The sequence below is a fragment of the Microcoleus sp. D3_18a_C4 genome, assembly GCF_036702415.1.
GTDB lineage: Bacteria > Cyanobacteriota > Cyanobacteriia > Cyanobacteriales > Microcoleaceae > Microcoleus.
In genome coordinates this window covers 1-22,756 of the sequence record NZ_JAUBTI010000084.1, presented here as the reverse complement: position 1 = coordinate 22,756, position 22,756 = coordinate 1, and the positions used below count along the sequence as shown (strand labels likewise).

Genomic DNA, 22,756 nt, shown 5'->3' with positions numbered 1-22,756 from the left:
ATCCCCGCGTCTTTAGACCGGGGAGTGTCAAGAAATTATTCTATTTTTGAAATTCTTGTCAAAACCGTGAATAGATTAAAGCAGGGCTTAAGTTTTCTGTTTGTTACTTTGAGTGTGGCGATTTTCACGCTTTTGAGTTGGGTATTGGAATCGGGGGAACTGAGTATGTCGGCTTTGGAACCTTCGCTGCTGCGGAGTTCTGAGTCGGCGTCTGTGCAGCGGGTGGCCCAACAATCTGCCCCACCGCAAGTGAGGGTGCAAGATGCGTGGAAATTGGTGTACGAAAAATTGCCGGATTTCCCGATCGAAAATAACTACATTTCCAAGGAAACTGGAAAAGTCGATCCTACCAATACTTTAGTCGGGCGGTTGATTCGATATCACGTATTTGTCAAAGGACGGCCGCCCAATTACCGCTTTGATTGGAAGTTGAGTTTAGCTGACTATTTGGGGGCGACTCCCGATTATTTGGTGGAAAGCGTTTATCCGGGAAAAGACGTTTTGCGCTCAAATCCAATGGAACAGGATCGCGCTGCTATTCAAAGTTTAAATAGAGCACAGCGGGATGCTTTGGTTCAAGCTTTGGTTGATGTTTTTACGGAGAATTCCGGGGGTGGGCGCACACCGGCGGCGGGGGAAAAACCACAAGGGCGATCGAATTCGCCGGAGATACCGCAGCCGCAGCCAGGAGATGCGAAGTTGCTGGCACCGTAATACTCAGGAATGCAGAAACCGGGTTTTTTACGGAAATATTGCTTTTGAGCCTTTAACACAGGTAAAAAACCCGTTTGATTTCGTATTTATGGGTAAGTCCTACTAATCTAAAATCCAAAATCTAAAATCTAAAATCCCTCAATGGTGGAACGTGTAATTAAAACGGGTGTTGGGTGGCGTTTGGGATGGAACCCGGAGGCCCAGGAGTTTCAGGGTTTGGTGGCTGGCGACGGTTGGGCGATCGAACTCACGGAGGCTGAGTTGAACGATTTTTGCCGATTGTTGGGGCAATTAGCAGGCACAATGAGTCAAATGGCCTCTGAGTTAATGGACGAGGAAAAAATCGCCATTGAAGCCGAAAGCGACTTGCTGTGGGTGCAGGTGGAAGGCTATCCCGAAGCTTACAGCGTGCAGTTGATCCTGAATGCTGGCAGGAGGTGCGAGGGTTGTTGGCCGGCGGCTGCGGTTCCGAGTTTGGTGCAGGCTGCAAAAGTTTTAAAAGTTTTTTGACTTTTTTGGGAATTCTATGCTAAGCTGTTAAAGCTGTCGGGGCGTAGCGCAGCTTGGTAGCGCACTACTTTGGGGTAGTAGGGGTCGTGGGTTCAAATCCCGCCGCTCCGATAGATGGAATCCTTATACACTAAGGATTCCATTATTTTTGGGAGATTTCGCAGCATATTGTCATTCCCAATAAGGGGTGACAATATCTGACATACTCAGACATAAAGTGCGATAAATCTGCGATATGCCAAAAGGCTCAGTAAATATAGAAGTTTTCAAGCCACTTTGCCGTCACAAGTAATTTTTGAACATTAATCTTGAGGCGCTCGAAATGGTTACTCACAATATTTTAGTTGACATCTCTGAATAATTATGATGCCGACTTCCTACAGCTACGTATAGATTTGTGGATTAGCTGTAACAAAATATAGCAGTCCAAGCTGCATATAAAGCCAATTGAAGGTTTGTTAGGATTAAAACTTGTTGGTATAAGTCCCGCTAGCATGAAAAAGCGATCGCCACCCTCCAAATACAGCGATCGCATAATATCAAGAGAATCCTTACCCCTAAGCCTCTTCTTTTAACCCATCTTCTAACAACATCCGCACTCTGATCCACTTTCTTGCGCCTTGTCTTTGCTGTCAACATCGACAGTTTACGGTGCAGAGTTTCGGACATATCCACGGTAAACCTGACCGTCGCTTCTTTATCTGGTGCTTGGAGTTTGCTCATCAGGCTAGGCTCCTCTGATTGAATGGGAACTGTTTCGGGTGCCGATGCTTCCGGCTGAGGTGGTGTTGCCGTGGGCAATGCAGCTTCCACTGGTGGTGGTGTGGGTGATATTTTCGCTCTTAGTGATGCTGTGGGTGTTGTTGCGAGCGATACAACGAATGGTGCTTGCACACCGGTTTTTATGTGTGTTAGCTTATTACGTAGAAGGGCATATGTGTCAACGATTACCGTCCGTCGTTGTTCGAGGATGAGGAGCGGTTGAATGCTTCTAATTCGGGGTCGGTGGTTGTTCCGGTTAAGGCATCCACTCCCGCAAAACGGAAAGCTTCAACAAAATGTACTTCTGAGAGTTTTCCAGTTTAAAGTTTTCGGACGTTAACTGACTCGGCGGGAAGTCCCCCGCTATAGATGTACTCATCTTAGCGGCGGGATGAAAGCCAAGGATATTTTTTGCCGGGAAGAGTTTGTGGTCGGGACGCCCCAAAGAGAGAACAAGCAGGACAGGCAAGAAATATCCAATCTCTTAGATATCAACACGGAATTACAACAAATAGAATTTGTGCTAAAATAACAGCATGAAAAACGTTGTCAAGGTCAGAATTTATCCAACCGTCGAACAGAAGCAAGTGCTATTACAAGCATTTGGTTGTGCAAGATGGTACTGGAATAATTCGCTGAACGCAACGAACGAACTCTACAAAGAGACGGGTAAAGGCTTATCTCAGATTGGGATGAACAGCCGTTTACCAGCACTCAAGAAAGAATATGAATGGCTGGGTGAAACCTACAGTCAAGTGCTGCAAAGTGTTTCCCTGAACCTGTCAAGAGCGTTTATCAACTTCTTTGAGGGACGAGCATCATTTCCGAAATTCAAATCTAAGCACGATAAACAATCGATTCAGTACCCGCAAAAAGTCCAGATTGTGGATGATGGTCATCTGAACTTTCCCGGTAAACTAGGCGTTGTTTCTGCCAAGATTCACCGCAAGTTTGAAGGGAAAATTAAAACCGTCACGGTCAGCATGAATCACGCGGGAAAGTATTATGCTTCCCTGCTGTTCGATGATGGACTGCCTGATGTTGAAATTAGTTCACAGGGAAAAGCGGTTGGTATCGATGTCGGACTTACCCATTTTGCAATCACGTCTGACGGCTCTAAGTTTGACAACCCTAAGCCCTTGAAAAAACGAGCTAAGAACCTCAAGCGCAAGCAACAGAAGCTATCTCGCAAGCAGAAGGGGTCTAATCGTCGAAAGAAAGCCCGTCGCATCGTAGCGCGGGTGCATGAAAGAATTGCAAATTCTCGTAAAGACTTCCAGCACAAACTTTCTCGCAAACTGGTGAACGAAAACCAAGTCATCGTTGTTGAGAATCTGGCAGTCAAGAATATGGTGAAGAATCACTGTTTAGCCAAAGCAATCAGTGATTGCGGTTGGTCAGAGTTCACCAGACAACTGAAATACAAGGCGGAAAGAGACGGCAAAACCTACCTAGAAATTGGGCGTTTTTTTTCATCGAGTAAGACTTGTCACGTTTGCCTTAATCAAGTGGGTAGCCTGTCTCTCGAAGTGCGTAGCTGGACTTGTTCCAGTTGCAATACAAAGCATGACAGAGATGTGAATGCGGCTATCAACATTCGAGATGAAGGCTTGCGAGTATTAGCGTTAGGAACTAGCGCTACTGCCAATGGACGGGATGTAAGACCAAAGGCTGGAAGGAATCTTCCGTGTTATCGGCTGTTCCGGTTGAAGTTGGAAGCCCACACCATACTGCGTAGCGGTTGGTGTAGGTAGTTCACTAACAAATTTATCGACAATCGCTAAAAATCGAGTCTAGCCTAAATTGCGTCGGGTTTCAGTTAGTTTCGACCAACTGACGATGCCGGCTCCTTTGCAACGTAGAGAACTTTGGATTTACTGAAGGTTTTTCCTAATATTGTAGTCATCTATTGGGCGATGGCTAATGCCGTATTGCCCGACTGATGGGGTTTTTGCTTGGATGCGATCGACCACTTGGGGAAAGTTCCGCACTAAAAGTTGAGACTATTTCAACTTTGTGACTGCTTTCGGGAAAGCAACGCTTACGCATCACACCAGGAAGCATACGCGAGCTCGCTTTCTATTTAGCTACCCTTAAACAACGAAACTCTACCTTACATCTTGCACCAGTCGAATAATCTCACATTCCATCTGCCCTGCTTGACAACAGGGGTGAAAACCCAAAGTTAATTTCTGGCTTCTCTGACTGAGGTGAAACTTCCTAATTGGTGCATTGTCTTACTTAGAGGCATCCAGCACATCCATGAATTTTCAATTCAAAGCACGTTTGAAGAGCCAGAAGAACTCACCAAAATTGGTGATGCCGTTAATTAACCAACATTGGTTGGTGCGGATCGTCCTGCGCTCTATTTCCTACTTCCGCCAAGACTTATGGCTCATCGTCACGCTCTTGCTTTTAATTGGAGCATCGGTGCTTTTCAACCTTCTCAACGCCTGGCCGATCGCGATTCTAGTCGATACGGTTTTGTCACCAACTCCGAAATCCAACTGGATTCATACGCTGTTTCTTGCCCCGTTCGGTGAAGGCACGCTGAACCGAATTTTCGGAATGGCGTTCGTAGCGATGATTATCAGAATCCTGAGTGATACCGTCTTCATGCTCCGTAGGATGTTGAACTACCGCATCCAGTACAACGGAACCTTGCGCGTTCGTACCGAACTCTACGACAAACTACAAGCGCTGAGTCTCGGTTGGCACGGCTCCAGATCCCAGGGTGACGCAATCTATCGGTTGAGCTACGACAGTCTCGGCCCTTGGGGGGTAATCGATACGCTCATTGGTTCCACTGCCGCATCGGTGACGCTGACGGCGATGATCTGGATCATGCTGTCGCGCCACGTCCTTCTTACCGTGTTTGCACTTTCGTTCACTCCGCTTCTAATACTGGCGAATTGGTACTTCGAGGGAAGAATTAGGAGTCGAGCATTGGAGTCGAAGCAGACCGATGCGGTGATGACCTCAACCATGCAGCAAGCTATAGAGTCGATCGGGCTAATCCAGTCCTTCGGTCGAGAAGCAACGGAGTCGCGGCGCTTCGGGCAGGCGGTCGAACGCAGCGTCAAGGCTTCCATGCGGCTCAATTGGCAAGAAAACCTCTATCCGCTAGCGGTTCAGGTAGTCTTTGCCCTGGGAAGCGGGGTAATCTTAGGCTACGGCGGATACCTAGTTTATCGCGACCAGTTCTTACGTCCGGTGTCCGGCGGCGTGACCATCGGCGATCTGCTCGTATTCATGGCGTACCTGGGGCAGTTCTGGGACCCGATAGGTTGGGTGTTGGGGTTCACGACCAAGATCCAGACATTTGTAGCTTCATGCGATCGCGTCTTTACGGTCATTGACGAGCCGCCCGCCATACAAGACGCGCCTGACGCGCAATCGCTTCCCGTCTATCCCCGCACGCTAGCATTTGCCGATGTGAGCTTTGAGTACAACTCCGGGCAACCCGTTTTACGGAACATCAGCGCTAGTATCGAGCCCGGTCAGATGGTGGCGTTTTTGGGCCCTAGCGGGACGGGAAAGAGCACGCTGCTCAATCTTTTGCCGCGCTTCTACGACCCAACATCGGGCAGCGTCCTTCTCGACGGCTTTGACCTCCGCACCCTTAAGATTGCCGATGTCCGCAAACACATGGCGCTCGTCTCGCAAGGCAGCCCGCTTTTCCCCGGAACGATCGCCGAAAATATCGCCTACGGTCGCCCGGATGCGAGGCTCTCCGATATCCGGGAGGCGGCGGTTGAATCTGGGGCAGCCGAGTTCATCGAAACCTTGCCGGAGCAGTATGATACCTCGATCGCTGAGGGCGGTCAAAACCTATCGGGGGGACAGCGACAGCGGCTAGCTATCGCGCGGGCGATCGTCACTAAGGCTCCCATACTCATCCTCGATGAACCCACGAATGCGCTGGACTTGAAGCACGAGCAGTGGGTAATAGAGACTCTGCAACGTCTGCGCCGCAAGAGAACCATCATCTTGGTCACGCACCGACTCACAACTGCGGTAGACTGCGATCGGATTTTTGTGATGCAGTCGGGCGAGATTGTTGAATCTGGTACTCACGCCGAACTCCTTACCCAGCAGGGGTTCTATTACCGAATGTTTGGCTACGACCCAGTACAATCAATAGGGTTTAGCGATCAACCCTGCATACAGTAAGAGTTTGAAGCAGAATATGCTGAAAACTTCCCCGATCGAAATGGGAGCCCCTGCAAAATCTTTAAGGTGAGTAAAGAAAAAAAGAAGCAAGCCGCATCTGATGAGAGGATTAGAAATGCAATTGAGGGCAAATTTGGGGCTTGCGTAAACGAAGATTCGATCGGAATTTGGTCAGGGCAAAACTTGAAAATACCTCGCTCTCCAGCCATTGCGATTACTTTTTTAGTAATGAAACTTTCTACCGGGTGGCGCCGGGTTTTTTGTTTGTTTTTATGCCGTTCGGGGAAAACAATGCCTGTTTTTTGGTAGAACATAATCTACAGTTATGTTTTACTAAAATTGAAGCAGGAAAAACTCATATTTGGGAGCATCTCACTTTTGCAGCCCAGCTAGAAATTGGAGTTAGGACTCAGGAGTCAGGAGCCAGGAGAAAAGAGTCAGAAGGAAGAAGGAAGGAGCCAGAAGAAGTGTTTTTACAAAGATGAGATGCTCCCTCATATTTAAGGTTGGTTGAATATATCGATCGCTCTTGTTATTGAGTTGCGATCGCTTATTCAGCAAGCCCCCATTAGAGGCATCGGCCCCGAAACAAGAATCAATCTCTGCTTCCGAACAGTCTATAGCTGTATCCTCAAATTCCAAGGCTTTGCGATCGCTTCGCGACCCTCACAATGAAATTAATCATAAAAAAAATGGCGTTTGTACTTGACAAACGCCATTTTATAGAATTACAAACGTGGCGTCTTATCTTGTTTAAACGACGCTAACAATTCGCGAATTTGGTCGGCCGCAATCTCGCGCCCGCCCAAACCAAAAGCTAGAGCAATACCAACTGCGATCGCCCCAAGCAGCAGCCCGAAAGCCAAATTCACAATATCGCTGCCAATGCCCATCTGTTGCAGCGCCAAGGCCGAAACAAAGGCAATAATCGCAATCCGAGCCGTTTGGCCCAAAAGCCGCGCTTGACGAGTTCCAGAACTGGCAATCAAACTAAACGCCAGATTCGCCAAATACAAGCCGATCGCAAATACCACCAAACCGGCCAGCACCCTACCTGCAACGAGGACAATACCGCTAACAATCGCCGTCAGCGCTGGAATTTGCAGCACGTCGGTAGCCGCCACCACTGCAAACAGCATGATGCCCACCTGCACCACAATGCCGACCAACTCAGAAGGCGTGCGAGCCGGAAGTTCCGGTTCCTGAAGAATCGTTGCCTCCGGATCGATCGAACTTGGCGGTAGCCTCAGCGACTGTTTCGGTGGCTGCACCCCCAACCAAGAAAAGACATTGTTAAAGCCAATTCCGGTCAGGATATTAGTAACCAAATCGCCTACCCAGCGCCCCAAAAGGTAAGCAAGCGCCAGAATCAGTGCTGCCGTGAAGATTTTGGGAACCGCGCCCAAAATGTCGTTGAGCATCGCGACTGCAGGCTGCGAAATCGCTTGAATTTCCAAAGCGTTGAGAGCTGCGATCGCCGTTGGAATCAAAATCAAAACATAGACGATCGTCCCGGCAATCCACGACAGCGATTGTCCGCCAGAAGTCCGCGAAATTCCAAACCGAGCGCCCAAACCGTCCGCCCCAGCAGCAGCCAACAGATTCGTGACAATCCGCCGCACCACCATAGCCAGTAGCCAGCCCACAAACCCAATCAGCACAGCTTCCAGAATTTTCGGAATTGCCGCCAGAATTTGGTTGAGTAAATTATTAACCGGCAGCAGAGCCTGCTGCATTTCCAGTGAGTCGAGAATCAGTGGCAAAAACAGCAGAAAAATGAACCAGTACAGCGCATTCGCCACAGTATCGCTCAGCAGCAAAGGGCGCTCAGTGGGCGCTGCGCCCACCTCCTGATTCAAGCGCTCGTCTACGCTAAAAGTCCGCATCACGCGCGATACGGCCATTTTGGCGACTGTCGCCAACACCCAAGCAATCCCCAACCAAATTAGCGCGCCGGCTAACTTCGGCAAGAAACCGGTAATTTGATTGAGAAAAGTATTGAGCGGTTGCGAGACAGCCGTTAGATTCAGGCGATCGAAAAAGGCAATTAGGAAAAAGATAAAAATGATCCAGAACACCGCTGTGGAAATCCATTTTTCCACTTGCGGGGTTTCAGCTCCTTCCGGGCGGCCGGTAATCCAAGCAGCCAGCCGATTGTCGATCGTCGTCTTCTTGAGCAATCCCCCGACTATAGATGAGACGACGGCTGATACTATCAAGCCAACTAGCAGGATACCGACGGCCCAGAGGAGATTTTCAATGTTTGAGCCCTGAAAGAGATTGTTAATTCCGCGTTCGGCCTGTGCCAGCGGATTTGCGGGCTGGGCCTGTGCCAAAAGGCGATCGGACAAACCCGCTATTGAGCCCGATATGGGTCTAGTTATTTCTTGCCAAGTTTCATTCATTTTTTTCTCAGGTTAACGTCACATTTGACAAGGAGAAGACGAAACTTTAATAATAGTTCCAAAAAATCTAGACATCGCCTAAATTTAATGTTTGTACACTTTTAATGTACTGGGTTAACTACAAAACCCTCTAGCGAATTTGGGATCAACTCATCTCCGACGGCTTTTGGGCCAATATTCAAATAACCGTTGACATCGGCATTTATGAAGCGTCCAGTTTGGGTTCTGAACAATCCTCTTTTTACCCTACTGCCAATGTAGTCGGAATGTTGTTGAATTGGTTCCCAATCCCAAGCTGAACATTTGGATGTGTAACTCTCCTCAACTAACACAACTTTAATTCCCGCAAGTTGTCCTTTGTACTGCAACATTTGCACGACTCGGCGATGGGGAATACAGGCAAAATTTTGATTATTAACCTTACCAGTATTAATCCCATCTTGAAAATCATGGTTCCAGCCTATCGCTAGCAAGCCCCTTTGATGATTAACGAGTTCTTTAATAATTGCGGAACTCGTCGTGTGGAGGTAGTAATCCACTTTACAGTGAGGCTTGTGCCACAATGGGGCAAGTTTTTTACTGTTTTTTTGCGCTGCTGGCAGCAATGATTTCAATGCCGATGAAACTTGATTGCAGTATTGGTTTGTTGACTTAACAGCCCGTCCCTCCAAGATTGTCGGTACTAACCCAGGAACATTGTAGGTTAATGTTGCCAGATTGTTTAATCCTAAATCTATGGCAGCTACTGTCTGATTAACTTGTAAAAGCTGTTCTAACTTTTCATAGAGTACCTCGACAACATAACAACCTACTTTGGGAACAATCCGGATTTCCAGAATCGAGGTGACTTTTGATGGCAACCAAATATTAGTCCCCGATGGACGAGCATATCCTTTTTTTAAGGCTTTTTTGCTGACTGCTTGACAATTAAATACAACTACATAGCGCCCGTCCCCTCTTTTTCGCTCTTTTGAACCTTTGTAATGAGGGATTTTCGGGGCGACTTTAAATTTAGTTGGGTCTTCCTGATAGTTTCGCACCGCCAGATAGTAGCTAGTCGATGCTTTGAGGACTAAGCCGATCGTGCTTTGTGCTACCTTTGCGGGCAGTGCTTTGTAATCAGGACTTGTTTTGAGGGTGCGATCGACAGCCTGAGCATTTGTTTGTTGGCTGGCGAAAAAGTTTTGACGGTAGATGTAGTTAGCGCTCTTGTAAAGATTTTTGCACAGCCAAGACAGTCGATCGGCTTCTCGATAAAACCTATGATTTGGTTTAATGATGTGCCTTTCGACTAACTCCATAATCAGTATATATACTTTATTTGAAGATGATACACTGTATTTATGAGTGTGTCAATCTTTTAATTTCTGGAAAAATTGACGTTACAAGTAAATAAAGGACTATTAAAGTAAGCAAAGTTTTGTAATACCCTCGTTGTTGCAGGTTCTCATGTCAATTCGTCAAGTTTTCGAGCAATCCATTGAAATTCAGGCGGCTGCTACTCTGGTGGAGCGCTGTATAGTCGATCGTACTTTAATGCACAAGTGGCTCAATCCCCTGCTACGCTGCGATCCCCAGGGCGAATGGGATACTGCTGTAGGAAGTCGCAGCTTATTTATCATAAAAATTCCCGTTTTGCAACCCTCTTTAGAGAGTGTTGTGTTGGAGCGACAACCAGGTTTAATTGTTTGGGGGTTTGACGGATTTTTCAAAGGATGCGATCGTTGGGAATGCCAGCCGCAAATCCAAGGAACTCTCTTGATTAACCGCTTTGAATTTCAAATTCCCAATCGTTTAATTAGATTTGGTTTCAATCGCTTTGCCGCCCCTTGGACGGAAAAAGATATGAAAGACCAACTCCGCCGACTCAAGCGGGTAGCCGAGCAACTATCTCAAAGAATGGGTAAGGGGTAATGGATAATGGGTAATGGGAAACGGGAGCATCTCAATGAAAGCAGCAAAGCTCGAAATTGGAATTAGGAGTCAGGAGTCAGGAGCCAGGAGAAAAGAGTCAGAAGGAAGAAGAAAGAAGTGTTTTTGCAAATATGAGATGCTCCCTGGGAAACTTTTACCCTCGCGTAGCCTAATAATTGGTAATTGGTCATGAGTAATTGGTAATAGCTGAAAGCTAGAGCTAATAGGAAAAAAAGCACCAATTCCCAATTCCCAATTCCCAATTCCCAATTCCCTCCAACTTCAGTTATTTATTTCGCACTTCCTGATGGACTGGGCTGACAAATCATTTGTCTGGCCGAGTTCACCGCTTGGCCGGCGGTATTTTGCAAAGCCGGGGAATTCTGATACAAAGCTTGCAAATCTTGCACGTCTTTAATCACTCGCTCGTAGATAGCCATAGCTTGATTGCCGTCAACTTCTAAGACAGCAGGGCTGTAATTTTGCATCACTTCAATCAGCGATATTTTGCCATCTTTGGAAGCTGCGACTAAAGCATCGCGCAGTGCGGGGGCGCTTTGAAGACGAGTGGCCGGCGTATAAGCAACCTCGCCCAATTGTTTAAACACAATGTCCCCAAAATAAGTATTTGCCAGCCGCGCTACTAATTGGGAATCTAAAGGCACTTCTCGCGTTAATATTTCGCGCACCGACTCGGGAGTTTGTTTCGCAAGACTCAGAACGCTTTGCAGTTGAGATGATGCTTTGCCGGTTTGTGCAAAGCTTTGTAAGTCGCTCATCGGTAATGTTACGTCAACAGCACCGTATTTTACGGTAACATTATCTAATGCCAAGGCTTTGCCGCTGCTTAGGAATACTGCACTTGTTCCCAACAAAAGCGCCAAACCAAATGATAAAGACTTTGACATTCTTTTGGTTAAATTAGCTGACAGCGGTTGCATTCCGTTGAGATAACCTTGTTGAAACTTAAAGTTCATGAGTTTGTGCCTCTTTACATCAAAATACTTTTTCGATCGCTCGTCTGTGCGGGTATCAGTGCAGGTATCAGTGCGGGTATCAGTGCGGGTATCAGTGCGGGTATCAGTCGGGAAAGTGGACTCGGAAGTTCGGTAAATGACCTATGATTTTACAGTCATGTCAAGCAAATTTAACCTATCAAAAGATAGGTATTAATTGAGAATTAATATGTTATAATTAGCTGTTTGACAATTTTAGATACCTTTGCAAAAATTATAAAAGCGAAATTTGGTCGTCGGTCAGCAGTTTATTGAGTCTCACTTTTATGTCTTATAGTGTGCTGTGCGACATATACCAAATTTAAGTTCACAGATCCCGATCGAGCCGCTCGACCAATTGGCGAATTCTAGCAGCATCAGGAGCATTAGGAGCATTTCTCAGGTATAGTTCCAAATCGTGGCGCGCTTCCACCAAGCGTCCCAGTTGATAATAGAGAATTCCGCGATCGCGCCGTTCCCCCAGCGCCTCGGGAAACAGCAGCAAAATCCGTTCTATCGCCAAGAGTACCCTCAAAGCATCTCCCTGTTGCAAGTAAATCGCCTTCAGATTTCCCAGCATTCGCCCTAACAAATGTCGGCGACTTACCGGGGCGAGAAAAGCCGGTTGCAACTCCATAGGTTGACCGTAAATTTGAGAAAGTCTGGCTTGACAATCTTCAGGAAATAATATCTCGCCGCCGTTAAACGCATCAACAAAAATACCAGCATCTTCAAAATCCGGTCTAATTAAAAAATGTCCTGGCATCCCAATTCCCACCATCGGAAAATCAATGCGCTTAGCAACCTCCAAATAAACCAAAGATAAAGAGATGGGAATGCCAGTACGCCGATCGATCACTTCATTCAAAAAGCTATTGCGGGGGTCGTAATAATCAGCATCATTGCCCGCAAACTGCAACTCCCCGTATAAATAGCCGTTAATAGTTTGAATAATCCGCAGCGGATAATTCTGTGCCGGCCGGCGATCGCGCACTTCATCGGCGATCGTGTCGAGAGCGTTGAGATACTCCTCTGGCTCTAAATTTGGGTATTCTTCCAAAGCCATGTAAAGGGCAGCTTTCGCCAGGTCGATCGAGCCATCCGGCTGATTTATTTCTCGATAAAATAGTTGTCGGGCGATCGGAAAATCCATATTTATTATTGATTTATTTTTAATGTACTTATTGGACTAATATCATGAACAGGCTTTCCGGCCTGTTCCACAACAAAGATTATTCTGGTAAATCGGCATTTTTTGTAGTATAATTAACCTTTTTTATGGTAAAAGAGATACTTTTTCTTGTAGAACAGGCATCTTGCCTGTTGCAGCTTTTTGTAGTGTAATTAAATCTTTTATGGTAAGACAGGCATTTTTTCTTGTGGAACAGGCCGGAAAGCCTGTTGCCCAAAAGATATTAAAAACACTGCATTATTTAAATTTTAATATATTCTAAGTTGTTTCATCTAAATCAGCCCCTATTTTTAATAAAGCTTCACGATATTTTTGGCGATCGAGCCAGATTGAGGTGAACGCCCTCGGATGTCAAATCAACTTTCAAATCCCGTGACTTTTACCAATCACCCAACTGCGGCGAAAAATCCGAGCCAGAGTCGATTCTTCCAAAGCAAAATAGATGGGGCGGCCGTGAGGACAAGTGCGCGGATTACGAGTTTGCTGCCATTCATCCAACAAGTTTTGCATTTGGGAAAGACTCAAAGGAGTACCGTTTCGCATAGCGCTACGGCAAGCAGTCGCAACTTGAGCAGCTTGTAAATCTGCGACTTTACTGAGTTCAAAAAGCGCATCCGCACAGTCATCTCGATCGGCTAACAATTCAGGAACTTCGCGGGCAGCCCATAGCTGTTCCCCAAATGTTTCTACTTCCAAACCCAAGCGGGATAAATTCTCAATTTGCAGTGCAGATAATTGACTGAGAATTACTGGTTTTTCTAGACATTTTAGCTGCCAAGCCGCGCACAATTGCTCGTACAAAACGCGCTCGTGAGCGATGTGTTGTTCCACCAACCACATTCCGCTGGAATGTTCTGCAACAATGTAAGTATTGTGAACTTGAGCGATCGCCCTCAATTCCATCAATCCTATTTTATGAGCTTTTTCCTGTTCGCCGCCTTCATCATTCTGCCTAGCCGAAATCCCGACACTGTAAGCACTTTTTTGTTCCGATGCCTTCAGCAATTTTCCCACTCGATCGGGAATTGGGGCAGCAGGCAAAACTTCATCGTTCAGGTGCAAAGCACGAGCAATTGCCGCGCTAACTTGTGCTTGCCAAAAACTCGGATCGTGCAGATAAATTTCCACCTTAGCCGGGTGGCGGTTCCAGTCGATTTCCGAAGGGGAGATTTGCAGGTGGACAAAACACACCGGATAGCGATCGCGCGGACAAGTGCGCGCAAAGGCGCTGAGAATAGTTTGCTCTAATTCGGGCGATCGCACAACACGCCGATTTACCCCAACTTTCACCCAATCCGGCCGCCTGCGGTGACAGCGATCGGGCAAACCAATTACTAATTCCAAAAACTGGGAATTGGGCATTTGGAATTTGGAAGTCGCAACTGGGAATTGGTAATTGTGTTTAACTCTAGCGCCCACAAGTTGAGTTTCTACCAAGAAATTTGCTGCTTTCTGATTTTGAGGACTCGCCGGCAAATCTAACTTTAAATACTGCAAATCGCTCGATCGCACACCGCGCACGAATTGAGGTAAAAGTTGTTCCGCTGTGCTACCAGGAGTTACGTGCAAACAAGGCGTAGTTCCTTGACGCAACTGCCAATTAACGTGCGGGTGACAAATAGCAATTTGCTGAAGGGTTAATTGGATCGATCGCATTTGCTGTGCCGGCGACAAAAAACTGCGGCGCACAGGCCAATTGCCAAACAAATTATCAACAGTCACCACCGTACCAGGAGCGATCGCCGCTGTTTCCAGCTCCACAGCAACGCCTGCGTTATTGTAAACCACCCGCCAGCCCGATCGAGCATTTTCCATTCCCCCCTTGTTAAAGGATGATTTGGCGGGGTTTGACGCCGACTCTGGATTTTCCGAAAAATCCCCCAATCCCAAATCATTCGATCGGCTCAAAACCTCCAAACAGCCCAACTGAGCTAAACTATGCAAAGCTTCCCCACGAAATCCCAAAGTATCAATTTTGTAAAGGTCAGCTTCCGTGGTAATTTTGCTCGTACTGTGAGGCGAAGCCGCCTGCCGCAAATTTTCCAGATCCATTCCTGTACCATTATCTGCAACTTGCACCCGCCACTGTTCGGGCCAGACAGAAACAACGATGCGAGTTGCGCCAGCATCCAGAGAATTTTCAACTAATTCTCGTACCGCGGAGGCGATCGAGTCAATCACTTCGCCGGCGGCAATTAAATTGATAACTTCTGTGGGTAAGGTTTGAATAGTAACTGGCATCAGATTTTTAGCATTTCGTTAATTCAATTCTACTTTATTCTGCAAGTCGCTACACAGTATTAGGACTTAGGCTCTTAAACCCGGTTTATTAGAAAAATATTGTTTGATAACAAGATATCTACTTATCAACCAAGTCTCTGAGGCTTAGTGAGAAAGTCCTAAGTATATATCTTCCAACCTACTTAAATTTGATCTGCTAAAGCCTGGGTTTTCGGCAAGCGGATGTAAAAAGTTGTCCCTTTTCCGTCCTCGGACTCATAAGTGATTTGCCCTTTGTGAGCCTCAACCATCGACTTAACAATTGCCGTTCCCAACCCTGTACCAGTCCGTTTACCATAAGTCACAAACGGTTCAAATAACTTTTCCTTAATTGCCTGCGGAATGCCCGGGCCGTTATCGTAAATGCTAATTTCTGCCCACTCCTCACTTTGCGACGCAGCAATCTCCACCCGCCCCCCTCGTCCCCCAAAAGCCTCAACAGCATTCCCAACTAAATTTTGTAAAACGCGCAAAATCTTATTTTCATCCGCTTCCACTATCACTTCTGTCACCCGTACTACCAAATCTACTTTTGCTGCTTCAAAATAAACTCGGTTCAACTTTTGAAACTGCTGCAACGTCTGAATTAGATTAACTGGTTTTTTATTTAATACAGAATTGCCCCGCGAAAATTCTAACACTTCTTCAGCCATCCCCAACATTCGCTGAACCTGCAATTGAATAAGTTCGCACCACTCCTGAGTTTCCTCATCCGGGTGCATTTCTTTGAGCACTTCACTGGAGAGTTTAATTCCGGTAAAAGGACTTTTGAAATCGTGAATAATTGTACTCACCATTTCTCCTACCAATACCATTTTTTGTTTGTGTACCAACTGGCTAACATATTGATCCGTGGTATCCCGTAAATTTTTAGTAATGAAACTAAACATTTGCAGTACCGAACTGCCTTTAGCAAAGTGGAGAGTTGTTATTAGTTTTTCACGGTCTATTTTGGCCAAAGTCGAGCCGGTAACTGCCACAGCTCTAGCACTGCGAGGCTCTCCGTCTAAAACTCCGAGTTCGCCAAAATAATCGTCTGGGTTAGCGACAGCAACAGTTTGATATTTATGATTTTCAATCCGCTTGCTAAACTCGACTTTACCTTCTAAAACTAGATATAAAAAATCCGCTGTTTCTCCTTCTTCAAAAACCAGCGTTTCCTCAGCAAAACTCTCCAAAACAGCTATTTGGCAAAGGTGAGCAGCTTGCTCTGGTTCAAAATAAGACATAAATCGATGAGAGGCCAGATCCATGTGAAAATACCTGAGACTTAATTTAACTACCAGCCGGGAAGTCCCTCGGTATATTTAGAGGGGATTAATCAGAGCGCTGCGCGAAGTACCCCGAATAAATTACGCCCGCGTGATGGAAAGAAGCGTCGGGTGTAGGTACGGAAACCGACAATTATTTCTTTTATACCCCAATACGATCGGGAAATACTCTGATACTATATTAGCAAGTGGGGGTGGAACTACCTCACTATAAAAAGCCTGAGAAAAAAAAGGAAAAAGAAGCCTGCGGTCTAACTGTACTCAGTTGACCGTCAGGTGTGTTCACTAAAATACAATACTGCTTTAATCTGGCTCTCTTTTCTAGCCTCCGAGGCTTTGACGCAAGGATTAGCGTCGGGATGGAGAGCCAGACTAGCATAGCAGCACCAGCAATCTCACCAAAATTCTCAGTTAATTGACTAAAATACATAAGTATTGTACTATTTTTGAGATTTAAATTGGATGTGGGGGGGTTCTCCGGCCACCTCAGAAGATTTTAACTGTAGAGAGATCGTGTAATTTAAATGCCGATCGACCGAGTTTACAAAAATTAACGATCGCCCGATAAAACGATCGCAGCATTCTGCCCGCCAAAGCCAAAACTTAAACAAACCGCATTTCTGACAATAGCCGATCGCGCACAGCGAACAAAGTCTAATTCAAACCCCGGTTTTTTCATTCCCGCGCAAGGCGGCAACATCTCATATTTAATACTCATCAAACAAAAAGCCACGCCCAAAGCTCCCGAAGATCCCAAAGTATGACCCGTCGCCCCCTTAGTCGAACTAACAGCAACTCCTGGGTGAAATAACTTCTCAATTAACAGTGCTTCGTGTCGGTCGTTTAACTCAGTTGCAGTACCGTGAGCATGAATAAAATCTATATCAATCGCCGCTAAATTGCTGCGTTTCAAACATTGATTTACCGCCGCGATCGCACTTTTCCCCCCCTGCTCCGGCGCATTAGCATGACACGCATCATTTGTCAAGCCAAAACCGGAAACTCGACCGTAAATTTTAGCACCACGGCGGCTTGCCAACTCGGCCGATTCTAATACAAATAAAGCCCCGCCTTCACCGAGCACAAAGCCTTCCCGATTTTCATCAAAGGGATAGCACCCATTGTTTGCCAAAGCACCCATCCGGCTAAATCCAGCCAGAGTAAGCGGTGTGATAGGCGCTTCCACAGCACCTGCGATCGCCCGCTGACACTCACCAGTGCGGATTAAATCAACAGCACGGGCGATCGACTGTAGGCCCGTCGCACAAGCAGCCATCGGCGCCAGCACCGGCCCCATTGAGCCAATTGCCCTCGCCGCTGCGATCGCCCCCATGTGAGGCAAAAAATTCACAAATTGAGAATTGGGAATTGGGAATTGGGTATTGGGAATTGGGAATTCTCTTCCCTCTTCCCTCTTCCCTCTTCCTTCCCTCGCCAACAGTTCCAAATTTGCCTGAAAACCTCGGCTAGAACCGATCGCAATTCCGCAATCAGGCAAAGGCAAAGTCAAATTAGCATCTTGCAAAGCATCTGCTAAAACCTGCCGAATTAAAGTTATTAAATAGGCAGGTTTTTTGCCAATTAAAGCCAAAGGTCGCCGTTCAAGTTCTAAAAAAGGTTGATGCCGAGCGATTCCCGATTCTCCAGACAGCAGTCTTTTCCAGCTTGTTTCCAGAGTCCCTAAAGCCGAAACAAGACCAATTCCAGTAACAACAACATCCATAGCTAAGCCGATTTTAGATTTTAGATTTTGGATTAAAAGAAGAATCAGGGCCGAGGATTTTAGATTTTGGATTAAAAAGGGATAATCTAAAATCTAAAATCCAATTCCCTGATCTCAAATCCCGAATTTACAAGCCATCGGATCGATCCCGCGGGGATAATCTAAAATCTAAAATCCCAAATCTAAAATCCCCAATCCAAAATTGGTTGACTACCTTCAGCTAGCCGGCTTAAAATTTTCCAAACCCTGAGTAACAGTAGCCTTCTCAATGCGATCGCCCGCTTGAATCTTATCAATCACATCCATGCCTTGCTTGACGTACCCAAAAACCGCATAGCTACCGTCCAAAAACGGCACATCGGTCAAAGTAAAGTAAAACTGAGAAGAAGCCGAATCAGGACTCTGCGATCGAGCCATAGCAACAGCCCCGCGACTGTGCACCAACACGGGTTTCTCCTTAACCCCAGCTTCTTGTAGCGTCGCGCTGTAAGTCGGATTGGCAGCACCTTTAGCTTTAATTTCCAGAGGAATCCTGCGTTCTACAGTAGTTTTCGGGTCAATAAAACCACCAGTTCCCAGTCGCGCTGTAGGGAATTTTGGGTCTTTACCCTGGGGGTCGCCGCCTTGAACTACAAAAGGCTGAGGTTCCCGCACGACTCTGTGAAATACCAGCCCGTCGTAGACACCTTTCTGAACCAAATCGACAAAATTGCCCGCAGTAATTGGGGCATTTGTGCCGTCGAGTTCGATCGTAATTGGAGAACCTTTAACCGTCATCACCACCGTTGCTTTTCCTTCCAATCGTGGCAAATTGCTAAATTGCGAACTCGCCGCTACAGCAGCAGGAGAAGGAGACGGAGACTGAGACAAAGAAATATTTTCACCCGACGCCGGATTCGATGTCGGAGTCGAGTTTGCCACAGGAGAACTACTGCATCCTCCGACAAACAACGCGCCAATTATTAAAAGTGAGAACAACCACCGCTGAATTTTGATTTGCATTTGCATTTGTATTTTCACTTTGAGTCAATTACGGACTTGGCAACTAAAGATTTTAATTCAATAGTCCGAACTGTTTTTAGTTCGTAGTCTAAAACCAGCGATTTTCCTTGGATAGCGAACTTGCCGCAGATCCTTGAAAACCTTATTCTACGGTTGGCAATCAAAAACTGTCGGAAGTATTGTTAATTGATAGATTCAAAAATTGGTAACGGGCTTACTCGCCGATCGATCTTTTTCACTTACCAGGTAGGTAAGGTGCGCGGCCAGGCGCACCCTACGAGACATTACCAATCTCAGATATCAAATCGCAAATCGAAAATCCCTAAAGTCCTTCTAGGGGAACTTGCAAAAATCGAGCCAATTCGGCCGCTTGATTTTCCACTTCAGACAAAGCAATCGGCTGTCCGACTCTAGTCAAGGGAAACTGACGGCGGTCTTTGAGCTTAAGATAAATACTGCGGCGGGGATTGAGACCTTCTTTAATGTCCACCCGCACAGATTGCACCTCCGATGTCTTGCAATTAAAATCAACTTTGCGGTTTTTGCCGGGAAAACCCCAGCGAAAGATCCGAATGTTACCAGTTTGTCGATCGAACTCGTTGTAACCGCCACCGACATCCCAGAGAATAGTCAGCCACAGGTAGAGGGCCAACAGCACGCCGCAGACACCGTAGAAACTCATCGCAATGCCTTGGGGGATGAAAACAAGCTGAGTCGGGTCAGCAAAAGGCAGCAGGTTCACGTGCAAGTAGCTGGAAAGGCCCGACAGCAGGAAACCAGTCCCTCCAATGCTGACAATCGTCCCCCACCAGAAATTGCTGAAGCGGCGGGAGCCCACAACCTGGTAGCGCAGGACAGGATCGGTCGAGGTCGTTGTTTTTGCAGTCATAAAACTAAACAGCCTTAAAGCCAAATTTTAATTCAATTAGTCCACCGAGCGTGACGCTTCGCTGAGGCGATCGCGATCGACCGATCGGGATTGTGTATCAACTCCTGCTAATTATGGTCAACTACCCGCCATCAAGCGGAGTACCGCCGGAGATGGGGGCTTGTATCTGAACTCCACCTCAATTCCGAAAACCTCGAAAGGATTTCAGCTTTGGCTTCACGGCTCGATACATGAGGGAGTGCTGACAAGACCCCGGTACTCATCCAGGCTTGCCGGACGAGCAACGTTCTAAGTGCGATATTTCGCGCCCCAACCAGATCTGCATGAAGTTGATGCCCACAGCATTCACAGCGGAAAATCAGCCCCTTGTTCGGTCGATTAGCCTTTGAGGTATGCCCACATTTAGGGCAACTTTGCGAGGTGTAATGTGCTGGAACTTTAGTAGCTAACGAGCCAACCAGCACAGCCTTGTAATCGATATAGCCATGCAATTCGGCAAACGACCATTGAGCCACGTTCCTGTTAGCTTTCCGTTGTTTCTTGCTTGCCCGTTTGCCCGATTTAGATTTAGTTCGATCGCGTATTCCGGTCAGATCTTCTAGTCCAATCAGGCTGTTAGGCTTGGCGATTTTACTCGCAATCTGGTGGTTCACATCAGCGATAAACCGTCTCTCCCGTCCCGACAAAGCGATTAATCTTCGCTTCGCCGAACGGGTGTCTTTTCGCTGTAGAGATTGTCTGGCTTTTTGATAACGGTTGGCTCGATGTCTAGCCGCCTTGCCCGAATAGAAACTCGACTTATTAGCTAAGTCTGTTTCGACTGCGAGGTATCTCATTCCCACATCTATACCAGAAATTCTACTGATGTTCAGTGGGTCGAGAGTAGGCGTTTCCACCTCCAAGCTCACCATTAGATAGTAAGTCTTCGAGGATTTCTGGTAGACAATTTTAGCAGCACCGATCTTCTTGGACGCTCGCATCAGATCGATGTGCTTGTTGTAGCCATCAAACGGAACAACAATTCGACCACCCAGGGTGTTAATACTGACCCGTCGATCCTTTGTAAAGGAGTAGTCGCGCTGGTAATTAAGCGTACAAGTCCGCGAGGTGTATTTGGGAGCTCGATCGAGTCCCTTGTACCGCCGCTTGGTATACCCAGCTTTAAGCGCCTCGCTATTCTGCTTGGCTTTAGTCCACAGCGTCTTAAAAGTCGCAGCCACTTGTCTTGGCACGTTACACGCCATCTGGGAACCAAGCCCAAATAATGCCCGTAGCTCCGAGTAGACCAACTTTTGTAGTTTAGCTCCGTTGCCAGATTTACCGTTATCAAATGCCACTTGGGATGCGTAGTTCAGCGCATCCCGATAGGCCAAAGAAACCTGAGCTACCGAGATTTTTTGCTCGGCAGTCAGGTTTAATTTGAGTTTGGCGGTAATTACTTGGCTCACAACTTCTTCAACAGATAAGAGGATAATCTTACCCTGTGAAGGATTTGAGTGCAAGCGCAGAGTGTTTGTTCGTCTGCTACACAAAACTTGGCTAAACTTATTTAAGCCTCACCATTCAATCAGAATGACTCCTGAAGGGTCTGTTTCCTGCTTCACCCAAGGGAGCCGGCTCGCAACTTGTCCACAGGCGTTAATTCGGGTGTAGCCCACCCTAATTGAATTAATTTTGGTTGAAGCTTTTAGCCATGAGTCATCCACTATTTTCAACCAATTTAACGAAACGCGGGCTCCCGTTCGACCTTGTGACAGGCTGGTCAGTTTTGACTTGCACGCTCGGTTTACAAACCAGATAATTAAGCCTTTTGTAGGCATTGGTGTAATCATACTGCCCAAAATTTTAATCAGTCAAGTTAAGTATGACGAATTTTTGTAAACTGACTTTCTGAGTAAATGCGCTGGTTCAAGAGTGTTCTGTCAGGAATTAACTTGCCTTCACTTTCAAAGGCGTCGTAACGTAGAACATGAGGACTCCTACTAATGCGTGCGAACTCTGCCACTTTCCACATAGAACTTTCTCTCAGCGATCAACTGTGGATAAGTTTGGGAAACTATTGGGCACTTAAGTTTTGCTCCTCAACCACCGCCACCTCGCCGCTTGGCGACGAAGGGTCAGTTGGATTGTTGCTGAGCATCGTCAACCAAGATGGCATTCCTCTCAACCACGCTTTCATCGAGTACGCCTCTAGTGGGGGAACCCTGCTGTTCTAGTTGAAATTTATGAACTTCTAATATATAGTTATGTTAACTTTAATTAGAAACCTTGGTCTTTTAACAAGCAAAAGGATTTTACCCCAATGACAATCGCAGTCGGACGCGCCCAGAACGAAAGAGGCATCTTTGATGTACTCGACGACTGGCTCAAACGCGATCGCTTCGTCTTCGTAGGCTGGTCTGGCATCCTGCTATTCCCCTGCGCCTACCTAGCCATCGGTGGCTGGTTAACAGGCACCACCTTCGTCACATCCTGGTACACCCACGGTTTGGCAAGCTCCTACCTCGAAGGAGCCAACTTCCTCACCGTAGCAGTCTCCACCCCAGCCAACAGCCTCGGACACTCCCTGCTGTTCCTGTGGGGCCCCGAAGCACAGTGGGACTTCACCCGCTGGTTCCAACTCGGTGGGCTGTGGACATTCGTAGCCCTCCACGGCGCCTTCGCACTGATCGGCTTTTGCCTGCGTCAGATTGAAATCGCCCGTTTAGTCGGCATCCGTCCCTACAACGCCCTAGCATTCACCGGCCCCATCGCCGTGTTTGTTTCGGTGTTCCTGCTTTACCCCTTGGGTCAATCAGGCTGGTTCTTCGCCCCCAGTTTCGGCGTCGCAGCAATTTTCCGCTTTTTGTTATTCCTGCAAGGCTTCCACAACTGGACGCTCAACCCCTTCCACATGATGGGCGTTGCAGGCATCTTGGGCGGTGCG

General features: G+C 46.9%; 17 protein-coding genes, 1 tRNA gene and 2 pseudogenes. 9 read left to right on the top strand and 11 right to left on the bottom strand.

The genetic code is table 11. The features are described from left to right. The first annotated feature begins 24 nt into the window (after window positions 1–24). The 3 genes from QUB16_RS25870 (at window position 25) to QUB16_RS25860 (ending at window position 1,335) form a co-directional block, all read left to right on the top strand. Window positions 25–714, top strand: coding sequence for a hypothetical protein (locus QUB16_RS25870; protein ID WP_333320566.1), 690 nt, complete (start codon window positions 25–27; stop codon window positions 712–714). 141 nt (window positions 715–855) lie between these two features. Continuing rightward, on the top strand, window positions 856–1,224 hold the full coding sequence (locus QUB16_RS25865; RefSeq protein WP_333320564.1) for a DUF1818 family protein: 369 nt from the start codon (window positions 856–858) through the stop codon (window positions 1,222–1,224). A 37-nt stretch (window positions 1,225–1,261) separates the two neighbouring features. Beyond that, window positions 1,262–1,335 (top strand) — tRNA-Pro (locus QUB16_RS25860). Window positions 1,336–1,713: 378 nt separating this feature from the next. Here QUB16_RS25860 and QUB16_RS25855 read toward each other — a convergent pair. Further along, complete coding sequence (locus QUB16_RS25855; protein WP_333282538.1) at window positions 1,714–2,118, bottom strand: hypothetical protein; 405 nt, start codon at window positions 2,116–2,118, stop codon at window positions 1,714–1,716. 404 nt (window positions 2,119–2,522) lie between these two features. Between QUB16_RS25855 and QUB16_RS25850 the strand changes: the two genes are divergently transcribed. The 3 genes and pseudogenes from QUB16_RS25850 to QUB16_RS25840 all read left to right on the top strand — a co-directional run. Next, window positions 2,523–3,740 carry an RNA-guided endonuclease TnpB family protein gene (locus QUB16_RS25850; protein ID WP_333320563.1) on the top strand — a complete coding sequence of 406 codons (1,218 nt, stop codon included), beginning with the start codon at window positions 2,523–2,525 and terminating at the stop codon, window positions 3,738–3,740. A gap of 508 nt (window positions 3,741–4,248) precedes the next feature. Further along, window positions 4,249–6,159 (top strand): ABC transporter ATP-binding protein, encoded by a 1,911-nt coding sequence (locus QUB16_RS25845; protein WP_333320561.1) that lies wholly within the window; start codon window positions 4,249–4,251, stop codon window positions 6,157–6,159. Between the two features lie 42 nt (window positions 6,160–6,201). Further along, window positions 6,202–6,468 (top strand): annotated as a pseudogene (locus tag QUB16_RS25840) (transposase); the annotation flags it as partial. A 419-nt stretch (window positions 6,469–6,887) separates the two neighbouring features. Here the strand turns inward: QUB16_RS25840 and QUB16_RS25835 are convergent. Beyond that, window positions 6,888–8,564: a mechanosensitive ion channel gene (locus QUB16_RS25835; RefSeq protein WP_333320559.1), complete on the bottom strand. Its 1,677-nt coding sequence runs from the start codon at window positions 8,562–8,564 to the stop codon at window positions 6,888–6,890. Window positions 8,565–8,665: 101 nt separating this feature from the next. Further along, window positions 8,666–9,865 carry a transposase gene (locus QUB16_RS25830; RefSeq protein WP_333320557.1) on the bottom strand — a complete coding sequence of 400 codons (1,200 nt, stop codon included), beginning with the start codon at window positions 9,863–9,865 and terminating at the stop codon, window positions 8,666–8,668. Window positions 9,866–10,013: 148 nt separating this feature from the next. Between QUB16_RS25830 and QUB16_RS25825 the strand changes: the two genes are divergently transcribed. Further along, window positions 10,014–10,478 (top strand): SRPBCC family protein, encoded by a 465-nt coding sequence (locus QUB16_RS25825; RefSeq protein WP_333139165.1) that lies wholly within the window; start codon window positions 10,014–10,016, stop codon window positions 10,476–10,478. Between the two features lie 290 nt (window positions 10,479–10,768). On the opposite strand, the gene QUB16_RS25820 is transcribed toward QUB16_RS25825, so the two are convergent. From QUB16_RS25820 to QUB16_RS25785, 8 genes are all read right to left on the bottom strand, one after another. Then, window positions 10,769–11,455 carry an alpha/beta hydrolase gene (locus QUB16_RS25820; RefSeq protein WP_333320555.1) on the bottom strand — a complete coding sequence of 229 codons (687 nt, stop codon included), beginning with the start codon at window positions 11,453–11,455 and terminating at the stop codon, window positions 10,769–10,771. Between the two features lie 346 nt (window positions 11,456–11,801). Beyond that, window positions 11,802–12,626, bottom strand: coding sequence for a transglutaminase family protein (locus QUB16_RS25815; RefSeq protein WP_333320553.1), 825 nt, complete (start codon window positions 12,624–12,626; stop codon window positions 11,802–11,804). A gap of 402 nt (window positions 12,627–13,028) precedes the next feature. Further along, the gene (gene mutL / locus QUB16_RS25810) at window positions 13,029–14,906 is read right to left on the bottom strand and encodes a DNA mismatch repair endonuclease MutL (RefSeq protein ID WP_333320551.1); all 1,878 of its coding nucleotides are present in this window, start codon (window positions 14,904–14,906) and stop codon (window positions 13,029–13,031) included. A gap of 182 nt (window positions 14,907–15,088) precedes the next feature. Continuing rightward, a complete protein-coding gene (locus QUB16_RS25805; RefSeq protein ID WP_333320549.1) occupies window positions 15,089–16,198 on the bottom strand; it encodes an ATP-binding protein in 1,110 nt (369 codons plus the stop codon). A 568-nt stretch (window positions 16,199–16,766) separates the two neighbouring features. Next, window positions 16,767–17,939 (bottom strand): beta-ketoacyl-ACP synthase, encoded by a 1,173-nt coding sequence (locus QUB16_RS25800; RefSeq protein WP_333320548.1) that lies wholly within the window; start codon window positions 17,937–17,939, stop codon window positions 16,767–16,769. 216 nt (window positions 17,940–18,155) lie between these two features. Then, window positions 18,156–18,947, bottom strand: coding sequence for a peptidylprolyl isomerase (locus tag QUB16_RS25795; protein ID WP_445251168.1), 792 nt, complete (start codon window positions 18,945–18,947; stop codon window positions 18,156–18,158). 316 nt (window positions 18,948–19,263) lie between these two features. Next, a complete protein-coding gene (locus tag QUB16_RS25790) occupies window positions 19,264–19,830 on the bottom strand; it encodes a photosystem I assembly protein Ycf4 (RefSeq protein WP_333320544.1) in 567 nt (188 codons plus the stop codon). 131 nt (window positions 19,831–19,961) lie between these two features. Continuing rightward, window positions 19,962–21,332, bottom strand: coding sequence for a transposase (locus tag QUB16_RS25785; protein WP_333320542.1), 1,371 nt, complete (start codon window positions 21,330–21,332; stop codon window positions 19,962–19,964). Window positions 21,333–21,815: 483 nt separating this feature from the next. Here QUB16_RS25785 and QUB16_RS25780 point away from each other — a divergent pair, with 483 nt between their 5' ends. Continuing rightward, window positions 21,816–22,046 carry a hypothetical protein gene (locus QUB16_RS25780; RefSeq protein ID WP_333320540.1) on the top strand — a complete coding sequence of 77 codons (231 nt, stop codon included), beginning with the start codon at window positions 21,816–21,818 and terminating at the stop codon, window positions 22,044–22,046. 86 nt (window positions 22,047–22,132) lie between these two features. Further along, window positions 22,133–22,756: pseudogene (locus tag QUB16_RS25775) on the top strand (photosystem II D2 protein (photosystem q(a) protein)); the annotation flags it as partial.

What these genes read in the sequence shown, in the direction of transcription:
- QUB16_RS25865 (WP_333320564.1), top strand. Translation starts at nt 856, where the DNA reads ATGGTGGAACGTGTAATTAAAACGGGTGTTGGGTGGCGTTTGGGATGG.
- QUB16_RS25850 (WP_333320563.1), top strand. Translation starts at nt 2,523, where the DNA reads ATGAAAAACGTTGTCAAGGTCAGAATTTATCCAACCGTCGAACAGAAG.
- QUB16_RS25845 (WP_333320561.1), top strand. Translation starts at nt 4,249, where the DNA reads ATGAATTTTCAATTCAAAGCACGTTTGAAGAGCCAGAAGAACTCACCA.
- QUB16_RS25835 (WP_333320559.1), bottom strand. Translation starts at nt 8,564, where the DNA reads ATGAATGAAACTTGGCAAGAAATAACTAGACCCATATCGGGCTCAATA.
- QUB16_RS25830 (WP_333320557.1), bottom strand. Translation starts at nt 9,865, where the DNA reads ATGGAGTTAGTCGAAAGGCACATCATTAAACCAAATCATAGGTTTTAT.
- QUB16_RS25825 (WP_333139165.1), top strand. Translation starts at nt 10,014, where the DNA reads ATGTCAATTCGTCAAGTTTTCGAGCAATCCATTGAAATTCAGGCGGCT.
- QUB16_RS25820 (WP_333320555.1), bottom strand. Translation starts at nt 11,455, where the DNA reads ATGAACTTTAAGTTTCAACAAGGTTATCTCAACGGAATGCAACCGCTG.
- QUB16_RS25815 (WP_333320553.1), bottom strand. Translation starts at nt 12,626, where the DNA reads ATGGATTTTCCGATCGCCCGACAACTATTTTATCGAGAAATAAATCAG.
- mutL (WP_333320551.1), bottom strand. Translation starts at nt 14,906, where the DNA reads ATGCCAGTTACTATTCAAACCTTACCCACAGAAGTTATCAATTTAATT.
- QUB16_RS25805 (WP_333320549.1), bottom strand. Translation starts at nt 16,198, where the DNA reads ATGGATCTGGCCTCTCATCGATTTATGTCTTATTTTGAACCAGAGCAA.
- QUB16_RS25800 (WP_333320548.1), bottom strand. Translation starts at nt 17,939, where the DNA reads ATGGATGTTGTTGTTACTGGAATTGGTCTTGTTTCGGCTTTAGGGACT.
- QUB16_RS25795 (WP_445251168.1), bottom strand. Translation starts at nt 18,947, where the DNA reads ATGCAAATGCAAATCAAAATTCAGCGGTGGTTGTTCTCACTTTTAATA.
- QUB16_RS25790 (WP_333320544.1), bottom strand. Translation starts at nt 19,830, where the DNA reads ATGACTGCAAAAACAACGACCTCGACCGATCCTGTCCTGCGCTACCAG.
- QUB16_RS25780 (WP_333320540.1), top strand. Translation starts at nt 21,816, where the DNA reads ATGCGTGCGAACTCTGCCACTTTCCACATAGAACTTTCTCTCAGCGAT.